The 16,241-nt window shown below is 46.9% G+C and carries 13 protein-coding genes and 1 riboswitch; of the genes, 10 read left to right on the top strand and 3 right to left on the bottom strand.

Features of this window, described 5'->3' with window-relative positions:
* Positions 1-156: 156 nt before the first annotated feature.
* Positions 157-1,890: a S41 family peptidase gene (locus BMZ56_RS21110; RefSeq protein WP_090630491.1), complete on the bottom strand. Its 1,734-nt coding sequence runs from the start codon at positions 1,888-1,890 to the stop codon at positions 157-159.
* Between the two features lie 196 nt (positions 1,891-2,086).
* Here BMZ56_RS21110 and pdhA point away from each other — a divergent pair, with 196 nt between their 5' ends.
* From pdhA to dnaA, 5 genes are all read left to right on the top strand, one after another.
* Positions 2,087-3,082, top strand: a complete 996-nt coding sequence (gene pdhA, locus BMZ56_RS21115; protein ID WP_090630495.1) for a pyruvate dehydrogenase (acetyl-transferring) E1 component subunit alpha — start codon at positions 2,087-2,089, stop codon at positions 3,080-3,082.
* 46 nt (positions 3,083-3,128) lie between these two features.
* The gene (locus BMZ56_RS21120; protein WP_090630498.1) at positions 3,129-4,814 is read left to right on the top strand and encodes a pyruvate dehydrogenase complex dihydrolipoamide acetyltransferase; all 1,686 of its coding nucleotides are present in this window, start codon (positions 3,129-3,131) and stop codon (positions 4,812-4,814) included.
* A 192-nt stretch (positions 4,815-5,006) separates the two neighbouring features.
* Complete coding sequence (gcvP, locus tag BMZ56_RS21125; RefSeq protein ID WP_090630500.1) at positions 5,007-7,886, top strand: aminomethyl-transferring glycine dehydrogenase; 2,880 nt, start codon at positions 5,007-5,009, stop codon at positions 7,884-7,886.
* A 62-nt stretch (positions 7,887-7,948) separates the two neighbouring features.
* Positions 7,949-8,047, bottom strand: a riboswitch (TPP riboswitch).
* A 78-nt stretch (positions 8,048-8,125) separates the two neighbouring features.
* Positions 8,126-8,518, top strand: a complete 393-nt coding sequence (locus BMZ56_RS21130) for a transmembrane 220 family protein (protein WP_090630503.1) — start codon at positions 8,126-8,128, stop codon at positions 8,516-8,518.
* A 247-nt stretch (positions 8,519-8,765) separates the two neighbouring features.
* Positions 8,766-10,193: a chromosomal replication initiator protein DnaA gene (gene dnaA / locus BMZ56_RS21135; protein ID WP_090630506.1), complete on the top strand. Its 1,428-nt coding sequence runs from the start codon at positions 8,766-8,768 to the stop codon at positions 10,191-10,193.
* Between the two features lie 93 nt (positions 10,194-10,286).
* Here the strand turns inward: dnaA and BMZ56_RS21140 are convergent, their stop codons facing one another.
* Together BMZ56_RS21140 and lpxK are read right to left on the bottom strand one after the other, a co-directional pair.
* The gene (locus tag BMZ56_RS21140; RefSeq protein WP_245893345.1) at positions 10,287-10,841 is read right to left on the bottom strand and encodes a 5' nucleotidase, NT5C type; all 555 of its coding nucleotides are present in this window, start codon (positions 10,839-10,841) and stop codon (positions 10,287-10,289) included.
* 16 nt (positions 10,842-10,857) lie between these two features.
* Positions 10,858-11,928, bottom strand: coding sequence for a tetraacyldisaccharide 4'-kinase (lpxK, locus tag BMZ56_RS21145; RefSeq protein WP_090630510.1), 1,071 nt, complete (start codon positions 11,926-11,928; stop codon positions 10,858-10,860).
* Between the two features lie 237 nt (positions 11,929-12,165).
* Here lpxK and mqnB point away from each other — a divergent pair, with 237 nt between their 5' ends.
* The 5 genes from mqnB (at position 12,166) to BMZ56_RS21170 (ending at position 16,150) form a co-directional block, all read left to right on the top strand.
* The gene (mqnB, locus tag BMZ56_RS21150; RefSeq protein WP_090630513.1) at positions 12,166-12,777 is read left to right on the top strand and encodes a futalosine hydrolase; all 612 of its coding nucleotides are present in this window, start codon (positions 12,166-12,168) and stop codon (positions 12,775-12,777) included.
* 101 nt (positions 12,778-12,878) lie between these two features.
* Positions 12,879-13,865 (top strand): pyruvate dehydrogenase complex E1 component subunit beta, encoded by a 987-nt coding sequence (locus tag BMZ56_RS21155; RefSeq protein ID WP_090630516.1) that lies wholly within the window; start codon positions 12,879-12,881, stop codon positions 13,863-13,865.
* A gap of 122 nt (positions 13,866-13,987) precedes the next feature.
* The gene (locus tag BMZ56_RS21160) at positions 13,988-14,422 is read left to right on the top strand and encodes a DoxX family protein (RefSeq protein WP_090630518.1); all 435 of its coding nucleotides are present in this window, start codon (positions 13,988-13,990) and stop codon (positions 14,420-14,422) included.
* A gap of 129 nt (positions 14,423-14,551) precedes the next feature.
* Complete coding sequence (locus BMZ56_RS21165) at positions 14,552-15,718, top strand: trans-sulfuration enzyme family protein (RefSeq protein WP_090630522.1); 1,167 nt, start codon at positions 14,552-14,554, stop codon at positions 15,716-15,718.
* Between the two features lie 15 nt (positions 15,719-15,733).
* Positions 15,734-16,150: an OsmC family protein gene (locus BMZ56_RS21170; protein ID WP_090630525.1), complete on the top strand. Its 417-nt coding sequence runs from the start codon at positions 15,734-15,736 to the stop codon at positions 16,148-16,150.
* Positions 16,151-16,241 lie beyond the last annotated feature (91 nt).

Below are 16,241 nucleotides of genomic sequence, written 5' to 3' on the forward strand. Positions count from 1 at the left end.
TGATGAAACCCGCTTTCGTGTTCGATGGCAGGAAGCTGCTCGCTGACAACCGGCTGGCCGACCTGGGATTCACCTATTACGCGATCGGGGAATAGGCGAGGTAATAGATGGCTTCACGAAGTCGCCTATTACGAAGCCAAAATATGACACGAATCTTTAATTCGTTGTTTCGGTTGAGGCTAGAAAAGTTTCCGGGCGGCCAATGGTTTTGTATTTTCCTTCACCGGCTAAGATGCTGTAATATTGAACGGTACCATTGCTTAAAAGGGCTTTGGCACGTTGCAACTGATCATCATATTTGAAAGAAAAAGCCGTCCGTCCCTTCTTATAATAATACCGGGATACAATCTCATTGCCCAGTATCTTTTTAATCTCTTCACGGTGTACCAAGAGATCTTGTTGCTTGCTTTGATAGATTTTTTCGGCTAAAATTTCTAGCTCTTCAATGAGTTCCCCCGGTTTTTTTTCTGTTTCTGCCAAGGCCTTCAGCTCATTAAGTGACGCCTCCGTTTTTGTGGCATACTGATAATCCTTATTTTCCAGAAAATGAATGAAATCGGAGTACAGTGTTTCATCGACCTCAAATTTATCTGCGTCGGCGATTCGGGCATGTGACTGTCTGAAAGCGGTAGCGTAGTCAAAGATGAGATAGTGTTCAGACAGGGTCTGGATAATGGGGCTGTACTGCGGTTCAAATACAGTAATATCCGGATAAATGCCACTGCCATCGTAGACGGTCCGCCCATTTTTTGTATTAAATGCATTGAGCAATGAATCAGATACCCGTGCATAGGCACCGTTATCATCGCGGTGAACAAAATCAAGGGCTTGTATACACCGTCCGGAAGGCGTATAATATTTTGCCACGGTTACTTTTATCAGGTTGTTGTATGGGATATTAAATGTTTGTTGCACAAGCCCTTTACCAAAACTCCTTTCGCCGACAATCACTGCCCTGTCCAGATCTTGTAAGGCGCCGGCTACGATTTCGGCTGCGGATGCGGAACGTCCGTTAATCAATATGGCCAGGGGAACCGTAGGGGCTATGGGTTTGGCCATTGTACGATAGCTGTGCGTTTTAGTGGCGTTTTTTCCTTTTTGGCTGACTACCAATTCTCCTTGCGGAATAAAGAGATTGACAATCTTTACAGCTTCCTGTAAAATCCCGCCACCATTGTCGCGCAAGTCGATAATTAGACCTTTAAGACGGCCCTTTTCCTGTAAGCTATAAAAGGCCGTTTCCATTTCTTTTGCCGATTGCTCCAAAAACTTGTCTAGCTTGATGTAACCGATTCCTTTGTCTAACAACACCGCATGACTCACATTGGGTTGTCTGACAATCCTGCGGGTTAGCGTCAGCGGTGTGGAGGCGGTTTCTCCCGGTTTCCTCACCTGAAGCCGTATTTGGCTGTGTTCGGCTCCCCGCAACAGGTTACTTACCTCGGCCGTTGATGTATTCTCCAAGGCAACACCGTTGATGCTTACTAGCTCGTCGCCGGTCGTCAAACCTGCTTCGTCTGCCGGGTATCCCGCATACAGCTCAGACAGAAAAATGTGCCCATCGCGTTCAAAAATAGCAGCACCGATACCTCCGTACTTGGTATCCACATACTTCAGCTTGTATTCTTCCACCTCTGTTTCCTGTACATATTCGGTATAAGGATCAAGATCGTCTAACATCGCATCCACAGCTGTCTTGATAAGCGCATTGGGGTCGGTTTCTTCGACATAATTGAGGCTTATCTGCCGGTATACTGCCGAAAAAATATCTAGATTTTTACTGATAAGAAATAAATCATCTTTGACCGCAGCGAAAGCCGAAAAAACCAATACAGCAATCGTTAAAAGGGTCAAATGCTTCGCATTTAATGTGTGTTTGCGTGGGTTCATCTGTGGGTGCTGAAAAATCAAAAAGTAAATAAAGTTAAGACAATTTGTAACGAATACCAATAGCCAATTGCGGGAAAATGACAAGAACGTTATAAATAGTAGTCCATTTCGAAGATATGACACTTCCGCAGATTGCATATAACAACAATTTTGTCTAAGTTTGCCTTCCAAAAATTTGTAATCTATAACTGTTGAAATGAGTTCGACACCGATAAAGAAAGAGACCTACCTGGAGTGGTATAAGCTGATGCTGCTTATGCGTAAATTTGAAGAAAAAGCCGGGCAGTTGTATGGGCAGCAGAAGATTAGGGGATTTTGTCATCTCTATATAGGTCAGGAAGCCGTGGTGGCAGGGGCCATGTCGGTGTTGCGGCCAGAAGATTCGATGATCACGGCCTACCGCGACCACGCACATGCGATTGCCAAGGGTGTTTCAGCCAATGCAGCCATGGCAGAGCTTTTCGGCAAAAAAACCGGATGCTCAAAAGGCAAGGGCGGCTCGATGCACTTTTTCAGCAAAGAACATAAATTCATGGGCGGGCATGGTATTGTGGGCGGCCAGATTCCGCTCGGCGCAGGCATCGCGTTTGCAGAAAAATACAACGGAACCGATAACGTATGTGTATGTTACATGGGCGACGGTGCCGTAAGGCAAGGTGCTTTCAATGAGGCATTGAATATGGCTATGCTTTGGAAACTGCCAGTTATTTTTGTTTGTGAAAACAACGGTTACGCTATGGGGACATCCGTAGCCCGCACGACCAACATGATCGATATTTACAAAATGGGACTCGGTTTTGACATGCCCAGTGCACCTGTGGACGGTATGGACGTGATTGCCGTTCATAATGCGATGGACGAAGCCGTACAGCGCGCCCGGAGTGGTGAGGGACCTACCTTCCTGGAGATGCGCACCTACCGTTATAAAGGTCACTCCATGTCTGACCCGGCTAAATATCGTACCAAAGAAGAATTGGAGGAATACAAGGGCCGAGATCCGTTGATTACAACCAAAGCGGCGATCGTAAATAAGAAATATGCCAACGAGGAGTGGTTTGCTGAAGTAGAGGCCGAAGTAAAAAAGACCATTGATGAATGTGTCAAATTTGCCGAAGAGTCGCCTTATCCCGAACTCGAGGAACTATACAAAGATGTATATGTGCAGGACGATTATCCTTATATCACGGATTGAACAAGTTGAAGTAGCTAACATACATAAAGATTAACCGCAATATAACATGGCTGAAGTAGTAAAAATGCCAAAAATGAGCGATACCATGACCGAAGGGGTGATCGCTAAGTGGCACAAAAAAGTAGGCGACAAGGTCAGTTCCGGCGATCTGATAGCGGAGGTGGAAACTGATAAAGCCACCATGGACTTCGAATCTTATCAGGAAGGAACTTTATTATATATCGGCCCCAAGGAAGGCGAAGCCGTGCCCGTTGACGCAGTAATTGCCGTTCTCGGCGAAGAAGGGGAAGATTATAAGGCATTGCTGAACGGTGCAAGTGAAGACAGTGGCGACAAAAAAGAGAAAAAAGAGAAAGAAGAAGCCGCCCCCAAGGAAACCGCGGAAAGCAAGGAGCCGGAATCGGATGGAGGCGAAGCGGTGACGGCCGAATCGTTGGGCGCTACGGTCATTACCATGCCGTTGTTGAGTGACACGATGACCGAGGGCGTCATAGCCGAGTGGCATTTCAAAGTAGGCGACACCATCAAGAGTGACGATGTCATCGCCGATGTAGAAACCGACAAAGCCACGATGGAAGTGACTGCTTACGCTGATGGAACGTTGCTGTACATCGGTGTGGAAAAAGGGCAGGCCGCGAAGGTCAATGACATCATCGCGATAGTAGGCAAGGAGGGCACCGATGTGACTCCCCTCCTCAAAAGTTCGGCTACTAAATCCGGCAAAGCGGAAAAGCCAGCTGAAGAAGGAGGTGAAAAAACGGCGGAATCCACGGAGTCCAAAGCACCACAAACTACCGAAAGTAAGGAAAAAGTGGAGGGGGCGTCGGCAGACGATTCACGGGTTAAGGCATCACCATTGGCTAGGAAAGTTGCAAAAGATAAGGGGGTCAGCCTGAGTGACGTGAAAGGCACGGGCGACGGTGGACGCATTATTAAGAAAGATGTCGAATCGTATACTCCGGCTGCAAAGGCCGGTGCAGCTCCAGCGGAATCAGCCAAAACAGCGGTCCCAGCGGCGGCAACAACCGTCAGTATTCCACAATACATAGGCGAGGAACGTTATACAGAAAAGCCGGTTACCCAAATGCGGAAAACCATCAGTCGACGGCTTTCCGAGACATTTGTCATCCCGCATTTTTACCTCACCATGAAGGTTGATATGGACAGCGCTATCCAAGCAAGGGCCAAAATCAATGAAGTCGCGCCCGTAAAGGTATCGTTTAATGACCTCGTGATTAAAGCTGCTGCGGTAGCGCTGAAACAGCATCCTGCCGTCAACGCTTCGTGGCAGGGCGATAAGATCCGCTACAACGAGCATGTGAACGTTGGCGTGGCCGTAGCTGTGGATGAAGGACTGTTGGTGCCTGTTGTCCGTTTTGCCGATGGCAAATCGCTGTCACACATTTCGGCCGAGGTAAAAGAGTTTGCGCAACGGGCGAAAGCCAAAAAGTTGCAGCCAGCGGATTGGGAAGGCTCTACATTTACCGTCTCCAACCTGGGCATGTTTGGCATCGATGAATTTACTGCAATTATCAACGCCCCAGATTCCTGCATTTTGGCAATCGGTGGCATCGACCAAGTGCCGGTGGTAAAAAATGGACAGATTGTTCCCGGTAACATCATGAAAGTGACACTTACATGTGATCACCGCGTGGTGGATGGTGCTACCGGAGCTGCATTTTTGCAAACGCTTAAATCGCTGCTGGAAGAACCGGTACGGATATTGGCGTAATACGGATCACACCGAAAAAATAGGTTGCCGCTTTTTGGTTGGCAACCTATTTTTTTATGTTTCATTTGCTATTTTTCAAAAAATACCGCACCCTTTAAATCCCGTTCCAAAATCCGTATCTTTGCACCCGAAAAAACTACCGTTTGCTTGCTGGCAAGCACCGTGGCTGCACCCGGGTAGTGATACGTCCACATGAGTAAGATACATTTTCAGGAAAAATTCGAGGAACGGCACATCGGGCCAAGCACCGATGAAACCGCCGCAATGTTAGATCACCTAGGCGTTAGCCATCTGGATGAACTGATTGATGAAACGCTGCCCGCACAAATCCGGGCAACACAACCGCTGCATTTGCCTAGTGCCCAAGCGGAAACCGCCTATCTGCGTAAGATGAAGGCAGTGGCCGACAAGAACAAAGTTTTTAAATCGTATATCGGACAGGGATATTACGATGTGGTTCTTCCCGGTGTAATCCAACGCAACGTGTTCGAGAATCCGGGATGGTATACACAATACACGCCTTACCAAGCGGAAATCGCCCAAGGGCGGTTGCAGGCATTGCTGAACTTCCAAACGATGGTCATCGACCTTACAGGTATGGAAATTGCCAATGCATCGTTACTGGATGAAGCAACGGCCGCAGCCGAAGCGATGTTTATGCAATATTTGGTCCGTAAGAACAAGACCGCTAATCAATATTTTGTGTCGGAAACCATTTTCCCACAGACCCTGGATGTATTACATACCCGGTCACAATCCTACGGCATTGAGCTGTTGGTCGGCAATGTTCAAGACATTCCCGATAGCGACCAAATTTTCGGCGTATTGGTACAATATCCAGCGGGAGACGGTACGGTTTCCGATTACCGGGAGCTGGTAAGCCAATTGCATAACCGTAACATCTCGGTTTGCGCCGCAGCCGATTTAATAAGTTTGACCTTGTTAACCGCCCCCGGGGAATGGGGAGCCGATGTGGTCGTCGGCAGCACACAGCGCTTCGGTATCCCGATGGGATTCGGAGGGCCCCATGCTGCGTATTTTGCAACGAAAGAAGTTTACAAGCGAAATGTTCCCGGACGGATTATCGGGGTTACCGTGGATACCAATGGCGACTACGCACTCCGTATGGCGTTACAGACGCGTGAACAACATATCCGTCGCGACAAAGCATCTTCCAATATCTGTACGGCACAAGCACTGCTAGCTATTATGGCTGGCTTTTACGCTGCCTATCATGGTCCCAAGGGCCTAAAGCAAATTGCTGAGCGTATACATGCATTGGCTGCGTTGTTGGACGGTGCACTGCGACAACTGGGATATGCACAGCTAAACGAAACCTACTTCGACACGTTGCGTGTGGAGCTCGGAGAACTTATAGGTCCGCTTCACGCAGAGGCGCTTAACAACGAAGTGAACCTCCATTACCAAGGTACCCTGGCTGGTATTGCAATCGACGAGACAACCACGTATGAGGACATCGAAACGCTCGTTCGGATATTTGCCAAGCTGAAAGGTAAAACACTCAATGACGTAGATTTAGCAGCCCTGGCGTCAAACGCTTCATCTGCTATTCCAGAGGCATTGTGCCGTACGTCGGCATACCTTACGCATCCGGTATTCAACAGTTATCACTCCGAGCACGAGATGCTACGCTACATCAAATCGCTGGAGGCCAAGGATCTTTCGCTTTGTCACTCCATGATTCCATTGGGCTCCTGTACGATGAAACTAAACGCCACTACAGAAATGGTGCCTATTACCTGGCCCGCTTTTGGAGGCTTGCATCCCTTTGCCCCAACCGATCAAATCGGCGGCTATATGCAGGTTATCAACGAGCTAAATCAGTGGCTAAGCGAAATCACAGGCTTTGCCAAAGTCAGCTTCCAACCCAATTCGGGAGCGCAGGGCGAATATGCGGGGCTAATGGTTATTCGCGCGTACCACGAAAGCCGTGGAGATTCACATCGCGATGTGGTGCTTATACCATCGTCCGCACACGGAACTAACCCGGCATCGGCCACTATGGCAGGAATGCAGGTAGTGGTGGTTAAATGCGACGAACGTGGTAATATCGATGTCGAAGATCTCCGCACGAAGGCACAACTGCATGCCACCGATCTAGCGGCGTTGATGGTCACCTACCCTTCTACACACGGTGTATTTGAAGAACCGATCGTTGAAATATGTGACATTATCCACCAATGCGGCGGTCAGGTATACATGGATGGAGCAAACATGAATGCTCAGGTGGGGCTTACCAGTCCTGGCTTAATTGGGGCGGATGTTTGCCACCTCAATTTGCACAAGACGTTTTGCATTCCGCATGGCGGTGGTGGTCCGGGTATGGGGCCTATCGGAGTTGCCGAGCATTTAGTTCCTTTTTTGCCAAACCACCCAGTGGTGGAAGTGAGCGGAGGACAGGGAATCAGCGCGGTTTCCGCCGCTCCCTGGGGCTCAGCCTCTATTTTATTGATTTCGCATGCCTACATTGCAATGATGGGTAGCGAAGGGCTTACCAATGCAACAAAATATGCTATCTTAAATGCCAATTATCTCAAAGCGAGGTTGGAAAGCCATTATCCCATACTGTACGCCGGGGCTAATGGGCGTTGTGCCCATGAGTTGATTCTGGACTGCCGTGCGTTTAAAGCCATAGGTATTGAAGTAAGTGATATCGCCAAGCGGCTGATGGATTACGGTTTTCATGCGCCTACCGTATCCTTTCCGGTGGCTGGAACATTGATGGTCGAACCGACAGAATCGGAGTCCAAGGCAGAACTGGACCGCTTTTGTGAGGCGCTTATCGCTATTCGTAATGAGATTGCCGTCATTGAAGAGGAGCAATCCGACCGTGTGAACAACCTGTTGAAAGGTGCTCCTCATACGATTGCTATGGTGAGTGCCGACACCTGGGACAAACCGTATACACGATCCCAAGCGGCCTTTCCGCTTCCTTTTGTACGTGACCATAAGTTTTGGCCGAGCGTAGGACGAGTTAACGATTCGCTGGGCGACAGAACGCTTATCTGTGCCTGCCCACCTATGAGTGCTTACGAGGAAATAGAAGCCTAACAAAAAAAATTACGGAAAAACCCTATTCCAGCCATAGCCGGAATAGGGTTTATACAACATTTGTTGTATGTAATGTGCTTTTTCCTGCGCTGGCATTATCCAGATCAGGTTTTGGGGATTTAATCTCAGCCTGATTGGCTCAAGCACTCCCTGCACATCTTACTAGGAAAACAACAAACCGGAGAAAAGGTTTTAGAAGTTTTTATGTAAATTTGATTCATTGCTTTATCTCACCAATTATGAAAATTTTTAATATCCTTTTTTGCTTTCTATTTGTGATCAGTGCTATTCTTCAGTATAACGATGATGATCCTTACCTCTGGATTCCAATCTATTTATATGGTGCCTGGATATGTTATATGGCAATCAAGAACAGATACCTTCCTTGGGCATATGCGCTTGGAGTAATAGGTTATCTGTGTTTCGCTATCTATTACCTTATATTTAAACATGGCGTACTTGATTGGTTTCAGCACCATCATGCCGGCGACCTTGTACAAAGCATGAAGGCAGACAAACCTTGGATTGAGGAGACACGGGAGGTGGGCGGACTACTGATACTGGTCGCAGTATTAGTTATCGATTGGCTGGTGGCCCGTAAGAAATCGGCAAAAATCCCTGGAAAAGTTTAATGTTTTCCATGTGGAAAACCACAGAAAAATCGGGACAAGGATAGAATGTTGACAATTTTTAGATGGGATGTATTGCTGGGCCTGTTTTTACAAAAAATTACACCTAATTTATTGATTGTTAGATGCATATCCGATATTTTAATTTTTAATTTTTTAGCTGATTTTTTTTTGCCATCTTCGTTTCACGGAGAAGTTATCAACATTTTTTCGGTCATTTATTGTAAATCAACTTATTAAGAATTAACGAATGGAAAAAACGAGCACGAGTGTATGGAATAGTTGTTTGCAGATCATAAAAGATAATATTCCTGCACAAAGTTATAAGACCTGGTTTGAGCCTGTTAAGGCTGTACGATTGGAGGGCAACGTTTTGACTATTCAAGTACCGAGTTTGTTTTTTTATGAATGGCTTGAAGAGCACTATGTAGGGTTGCTTCGTAAAACGATAAAAAAACATTTGGGTGAAAATGGGAGGCTGGAGTATAACATCGTCGTCGAAAAGTCATCTACAAGCAATCCTTACACGACTAACATTCCTTCAAGCGGCAATGGGGCCGAGGCCAAGAAGCAATCTATCCCGATTCCTGTTGCCTTGAATAAAGATATTAAGAATCCATTTGTTATTCCAGGGCTTAAAAAACTGCAGGTGGATCCGCAGTTGAACCAGCATTATACATTCGATAATTTTATTGAAGGAGAATGTAACCGTTTGGCGCGATCTGCAGGATTTGCTGTGGCTAGCAAGCCGGGCGGTACGTCGTTCAATCCGCTAATGATTTATGGAGGTGTAGGATTGGGTAAAACACACTTGGCCCAGGCGATAGGCAATGAAATCAAGCGTAACCTGCCCGATAAGCTGGTTATCTACGTATCCTGTGAAAAATTTTGTCAGCAATTTGTCGACTCCCTGAAAAATAATACGATTAACGATTTTGTCAATTTCTACCAAGCAATGGATGTGATCATTATGGATGATGTGCATAATTTTGCAGGTAAGGAGCGGACGCAGGATATTTTCTTCCATATTTTTAATCATTTGCATCAATCGAGCAAACAGATTATTCTTACTTCAGATAAACCGCCCAAGGATCTCGCTGGGTTGGAAGAGCGTCTCCTAAGCCGATTTAAGTGGGGGCTTTCTGCCGATATGCAGGTGCCGGATTTGGAAACCCGTATGGCCATTCTGAAAAAGAAGATGTATACGGACGGGATCGAACTGCCAGACAACGTGATTGAGTACGTAGCCAACCAAATAGATAATAGTGTTCGCGAACTCGAAGGCGCGATGGTATCTTTACTGGCCCAGGCTACGCTGAACAAAAAGGAAATTGACCTGAACCTGGCTAAGTCCATGCTGAAAAATTTCATCAGGAACACCCACAAGGAAATTTCGATGGATTATATTCAGAAATTGGTATGTGATTATTTTGAGGTGCCTGTCGAAATGGTCAAATCAAAAGTAAGGAAACGGGAGATTGTGCAGGCCCGGCAAATCTCCATGTATTTGGCTAAAAATCATACAAAGACCTCGTTGAAATCCATTGGCGCTTTCTTTGGAGGCCGTGACCATTCTACCGTCATCTATGCCTGTCAGACGGTTGAAGACCTGATTGAGACCGACAAGAAATTCAAAGCATACGTACAGGATATTCAGAAAAAATTAAAGACCAGTTAACCAAACAAAAAGGCGGTCTATTTCAGTCGGCCGCCTTTTTAGTAAACCTGAATCGCTGTTTCGAAGCTTTTGCGACCGCCACTCTTGGCACACCTAAAGTAGCAATTCGGCCACTTCTTGCCAGTTGTTTACCCGCTCATATCCGGTAATAAGTAAATTGTGGGGTGAGGAAAAAAGTAATCTCCGTCCCGAAAAATGAGCAAGATTTTTTATACGGTCGTCAATCATGATGTCCGCCGCAACGATTTTATCTCCTGTGAACGCAATGTTCGTCCAGGGAATAAACGGAAAATGGTGTGCTAGCCAATCTAGTTTGTCTTCCAATGAATTCCTGAATTCCGTTGCAGCCGATACGATGTAAACATTGTAGCGCGTTTGCAGCTGTTTTACAGTTTTGATAGCACCCGGCATGGGTGGGATGTCTTTAAAGAACCCCTTTTCATGGGCATAGATCTTCCATTGGCCGTTTAAGTTTTCGGGAAGATTTTCATGAAGTTCCTTTCCAGGCGCTTGGTGAATATCCATTGCGATTCCATAGTCGCGATTATAAAGGACCAAAAATTTATGTAAAGTATCGGCTATCACCTCGTCCATGTCGATCACCAAACGGGGCTTTTCGTCACGTATTGTAGAATCTTTATTTAGCATCTCCAAAACTAATAATTTAAACCGAATCAACCCCTGAGGCAGTAGCACAATAACCGAGTATTAACTGTTGAAGAATGCGTTCGTCTTGCTCACCGAACTGCGCCCGGATCGGCACCAGGTATACCGGTAAATCGGCCAAACTTCCGGAAAGTGCCGGCGTCAATAGCCTTTGGGCATCTTTTTCGGTTGTGATAACTAATTTGGATGAGTTGCGAATTTCATCGAATCGGGTCGTGATCGTTCGCACGGTTGCAAGCGTATACCGATAATGGTCTGGATAACGGATGTGAACAATCTCCTGGACCTGCTCCTGGAGATAATCGTACAAGGGGATGGGGTTGGCAATACCAGTTACCAGCAGAATCGTATGTTTTTTTGTCAGCATTGCCTCGTTTGCATGCTTATCCGGCTGCAAGCTTACCAACGGGCTGTAGTGAATACTGGAAAACAGCACGGGTATGTGCAGGGGCAAGTCAAGAGAACGGCGAATCCACTGCTTTTCTCCCTCGGTTGCAGCAGGGGGCGTCTTGGTGATCACCACCATGTCGGCACGTCGGCGTTCTCGGAAGCTATCGCGGTAATTGCCCGCTGGCAGCAGCCACTTACGTTGGCTTACGGATCGGTAGTCAAAAAGCAGGATAGCGAATCCCGGCCGCAATGCCCGGTGTTGATAGGCGTCATCCAATATGACCGCCTCGTGGCCACTTTGAAACAACAGCCGGATACCGCGGACACGATTTTCGTCGACGGCTACCGTAACATGAGGAAACTTTCGTTTGAACTGAAGTGGTTCGTCACCACATTGCTCAACGGTGCCATCAATAGGTACTGTTAAAAATCCGCGTGTCTTCCGCCCGTAGCCGCGGCTCAGTGTGGCCACCTCATACTTCCCGTTGAGCAGCTTCACTAAATACTCCGTCATTGGACTTTTACCCGTGCCGCCTACGGCTAGGTTTCCTACAACGATAACCGGCTTACTAAAAACGGTGCTTTTGGCCCATCCCCAATCGTAACACCGATTGCGAATCCAAACAATCAAGCCATATAACATAGAAAAGGGTAATAAGAGCAACCTGAGATAAGCCATGGACAACAAACTTAGCTAAATTGCCTGTTAAAAGCAATTATTGGGGCGCACGACAAAACGTTGGAAGATTTGATGAAGTAAAACCACGAAGTGTCCAGCGAAGCAAGCTTGTGTGCCATTGAAAATAAGAACGTAACGAAAACCGGACAAAGTGAACTCATTCATGCCGAGTAATTTGTCGCATGCTGATTCAGGTGAAAAATAGCAAATCCATTCCTTTTGCGTACATTCGTCAGAATGAACGTACTGATCATAGTCGCCACGGAAGGAGAAATCGGCCCTTTCCTTCGATTACCCGAATGGCAGCGGAGGGGAACGGACGTGTTGGTAACGGGAGTGGGAATGGTAGCCACCGCATTTGCATTGGGAAAAAAGCTAGCCACCCATCGCTATGATTTGTTGCTGAATATCGGCATTGCCGGTAGTTTTGACCGTTCGATTCCATTGGGCGACGTGGTGTGCGTATATCAGGATACGTTTGCTGAATTAGGCGCTGAAGATGGGGGCGATTTTTTGGACAGCGATCGGCTGGGGCTTGGGCAACCTACTTTTGAAGGACTCCATCAGGGATATCCGGCACTCAACAACCTGCTTAAGTGCCGGGGTATTACAGTCAATAAGGTACATGGCAACGATGCGGCGATCGCAGAAATCGTGCAACGACTGGACCCTCAAACGGAAAGCATGGAAGGAGCGGCGGTATTCTACGGCGCATATCAATTGGGGCTCCCGGCCATCCAGGTGCGTGCTATTTCAAATTACGTTGAACGCCGCAACAAAGCCAACTGGGAAATTCCGCGGGCTATCGAAAATCTCAACGGCTGGCTACGGGCATTTTTCAACCTCTAGTGGTGTTTAAGACAAAAATTTGACACGGACAGGTGGGTAAAATATCAATAAATTGTAGTAGGTTTGCGTGCTGGAAAAATAGTTGATACGATATACAACGGATGAGAGAAATACAATTCAGAGAAGCACTTCGTGAGGCCATGAACGAAGAAATGCGTAAAGATGAGAAGATCTTTTTGATGGGGGAAGAAGTGGCGGAATACAACGGGGCGTATAAGGTCAGCCAAGGTATGTTAGACGAATTTGGCCCCAAACGGGTGATAGACACGCCCATCGCTGAGCTTGGCTTTGCAGGTATCGGCATTGGAGCTGCTATGAACGGCCTGAAACCGATCATTGAATTTATGACGTTCAATTTCTCATTGGTTGCTATTGATCAGGTAATCAACTCCGCCGCCAAAATGTATTCCATGAGTGGTGGGCAATTTCCCATTCCAATGGTGTTCCGTGGCCCAACCGGCAATGCAGGTCAACTGGCGGCGCAACACTCCCAGAATTTCGAAAATTGGTATGCCAATACACCGGGGCTTAAGGTAGTGGTTCCTGCGAATCCATACGATGCGAAAGGACTGCTGAAACAATCCATCCTCGATCCAGATCCGGTTATTTTCATGGAGTCTGAAGTGATGTATGGCGATAAAGGAGAGGTTCCTGAAGAAGAATATTACCTGGAATTGGGTAAAGCCCACACCGTCAAGAAAGGTAATGATGTCACCGTCGTCACATTTGGAAAAATGCTGCCCCGAGTTGTACAGCCCGCTGTAGAAGAACTGACCAAGGAGGGAATCGACGTTGACTTGATCAATCTGCGTACCGTACGCCCGATTGATTACGGAGCGATTATCAATTCTGTTAAGACAACCAATCGCCTGGTGATCGTAGAAGAAGCGTGGCCTTTGGCCTCCATCTCTTCGGAAATTGCCTACAAGGTACAACGCGAAGCGTTCGATTATTTGGATGCGCCTGTCGTTCGAATTACTTCCGCAGACGTTCCGTTGCCTTATGCACCTACGCTGCTGCAAGCTGCTTTACCTAGTATAGAACGGGTAGTGAAAGCCGTCAAAGAGGTAATGTATATTAAAAAGTAAAAAGTAATAAATAAAAAAATTACGGCCCGTCTTCGAAACAAAGACGGGCTTTTCTTGTTACATGCTATATCAGTTAGTTTAACATACGCATTACCAATTTTTACCTGAAAGGAGGTTAGCTTATGAATGTCATCGAACGAATCGAACATTGGGGAGATGCCCATCATCCCCGCTGGTTGGACGTGGTTCGTATTGCTTTGGGCATTGTTATTTTTCTTAAGGGCGTTACCTTTCTTGCGGATACTGAATCGCTGCGGCAGCTTATCGAACAGACCCACATTAAGATCTATACGTGGGGAATTGTTCATTACATCGCCTTTGCGCATTTGGTAGGCGGAATATTGATCGCCATCGGGTTGCTCACACGCGTAGCCATCGGTTTTCAGCTGCCGGTGTTGATCGGTGCTGTTTTTTTTATCAATAGCACACGGGGATTTTCATTTCTTAATTCCGAATTGTGGATCTCACTTGTCGTGTTGGTTTTGTTAGTCATTTTCTTTGTGATTGGGTCCGGCCCTTATTCGTTGGATCATCAGATGCGTGAACGACGCACATAAAAATGTCACGCAAGGCGCTGGGTCACAAAGGCGCGGTTTCGCGATTCTACGGTTTTAGAACTTTTCGCCCTTCGCGAGAATTTGCATATCCCCGTAACTTTGGCTAAGTTTGTGCGACGAAAATTGGACATGAACGAACAGACAAAGGCCATCCGGGAGCAGGCCGACCGCACCCCCTATCGGGAGCATGCCGTACCTCTATACCTTACTTCCAGCTTTATTTTTGACAGCGCCGAACAGGGGCGCGCGATCTTTGCGGAGGAAGAAACAGGTAATGTATATTCCCGTTATTCCAATCCCAATACAACCGAGTTTATCAATAAAGTGTGTGCCATGGAAGGAGCCGAGGCAGGGTTGGCTTTTTCTTCTGGAATGGCGGCAGTGTTTGCTTCTTTCGCCGCGTTGCTCAAAAGCGGTGACCATATCGTTTCCTGTCGGGCAATATTTGGTTCTACGCACCAGTTGTTCACTAAATTGTTTCCACGTTGGGGAATTACCACTACCTACGTGGATGCTGCGAAGCCCGAAGATTGGGAGAAAGCCATCCAGCCCAATACGCGGATGATTTTTCTAGAGACACCCTCCAACCCCGGATTGGAATTAGTCGATTTAGCATGGTTGGGCGCATTCAAGGAAAAGTATCCCGATATCATCCTCAATGTAGACAATTGCTTTGCGACGCCCCATCTGCAGAAGCCAATCCAGTATGGTTTTGATTTGGTGAGTCATTCGGCAACTAAATACATGGACGGCCAAGGTCGCGTATTGGGTGGGATCGTGGTCGGCAAGAAGGCGCTCATCGATGAGTTGATGTTTTTTATGCGTAATACCGGACCATCCTTATCGCCCTTTAATGCGTGGGTGCTCTCCAAAAGTTTGGAAACATTAGGGCTACGGATGGATCGCCATTGCAGCAATGCACTGCGTGTGGCCGAAGTATTGGAAGCCCATCCCGAAGTGGAAACGGTACGCTATCCTTACCTTTCCTCTCATCCCCAATACGAACTGGCGAAAAAGCAAATGAAAGGAGGGGGCGGCGTCGTCACCTTTGTCATCAAAGGTGGATTCGATCGAGCCAAGCGTTTTCTGGATGCGTTGGAAATGATCCGCATTACTTCCAATTTGGGTGATTCTCGCACCATTGCCACACACCCGGCATCTACCACCCATTCGAAATTAGCCGAAGCAGAACGTTTGCAGCTTGGCATACAGCCCGGCAGCATACGGATATCCGTGGGATTGGAAGATGTGGACGATATTCTAGCCGATATTACACGGGCATTGGATAACGCTTAAACGAGTAACAACACTATGAAGATATCACTTCAACGAACAAATGATGCCGTACACTTTGAGGGAACAAGTGACTCCGCGGATGTACGCGTGCATATCGATGGTTCACCCAGCATTGGCGGCGAAGGTTTAGGCGTACGACCCATGGAACTGGTGCTAATGGCACTAGGTTCGTGTAGCGCCTTGGATTTGGTTAATATCTTAAAGAAGCAGCGTCAACAGATTGACGATGTCAAAATAGATGTAAAGGGGCAGCGCCGGGAGGAGATTCCTACGATCTTCACCGACATCCATATCTCTTTTTACCTAAAGGGAAATATGGATCAGGCCAAAGCTGAAAAAGCAGCTGAATTAGCCGTGAAAAAATACTGCTCCGTGCACGACATGCTCGCCGCGGGTGGCGTAAATATTACCTATAGTATCGAAATTCACTAATGTCTTAATGCTGGTTGCTGATTTGCAAAAATTAACCTAGTTCAATGAATGTTTAAACATTGACGGGTATCTTTGTGTTATATAAAAAAAC

It is taken from the genome of Parapedobacter indicus (assembly GCF_900113765.1).
In the GTDB taxonomy this organism is placed as follows: domain Bacteria; phylum Bacteroidota; class Bacteroidia; order Sphingobacteriales; family Sphingobacteriaceae; genus Parapedobacter; species Parapedobacter indicus.

Coding starts and splice junctions, on each gene's coding strand:
- pdhA (WP_090630495.1), top strand. CDS start 2,087: ATGAGTTCGACACCGATAAAGAAAGAGACCTACCTGGAGTGGTATAAG.
- BMZ56_RS21120 (WP_090630498.1), top strand. CDS start 3,129: ATGGCTGAAGTAGTAAAAATGCCAAAAATGAGCGATACCATGACCGAA.
- lpxK (WP_090630510.1), bottom strand. CDS start 11,928: ATGGCTTATCTCAGGTTGCTCTTATTACCCTTTTCTATGTTATATGGC.
- BMZ56_RS21165 (WP_090630522.1), top strand. CDS start 14,552: ATGAACGAACAGACAAAGGCCATCCGGGAGCAGGCCGACCGCACCCCC.
- BMZ56_RS21110 (WP_090630491.1), bottom strand. CDS start 1,890: ATGAACCCACGCAAACACACATTAAATGCGAAGCATTTGACCCTTTTA.
- mqnB (WP_090630513.1), top strand. CDS start 12,166: ATGAACGTACTGATCATAGTCGCCACGGAAGGAGAAATCGGCCCTTTC.
- BMZ56_RS21130 (WP_090630503.1), top strand. CDS start 8,126: ATGAAAATTTTTAATATCCTTTTTTGCTTTCTATTTGTGATCAGTGCT.
- BMZ56_RS21160 (WP_090630518.1), top strand. CDS start 13,988: ATGAATGTCATCGAACGAATCGAACATTGGGGAGATGCCCATCATCCC.
- gcvP (WP_090630500.1), top strand. CDS start 5,007: ATGAGTAAGATACATTTTCAGGAAAAATTCGAGGAACGGCACATCGGG.
- BMZ56_RS21155 (WP_090630516.1), top strand. CDS start 12,879: ATGAGAGAAATACAATTCAGAGAAGCACTTCGTGAGGCCATGAACGAA.
- BMZ56_RS21170 (WP_090630525.1), top strand. CDS start 15,734: ATGAAGATATCACTTCAACGAACAAATGATGCCGTACACTTTGAGGGA.
- dnaA (WP_090630506.1), top strand. CDS start 8,766: ATGGAAAAAACGAGCACGAGTGTATGGAATAGTTGTTTGCAGATCATA.
- BMZ56_RS21140 (WP_245893345.1), bottom strand. CDS start 10,841: ATGCTAAATAAAGATTCTACAATACGTGACGAAAAGCCCCGTTTGGTG.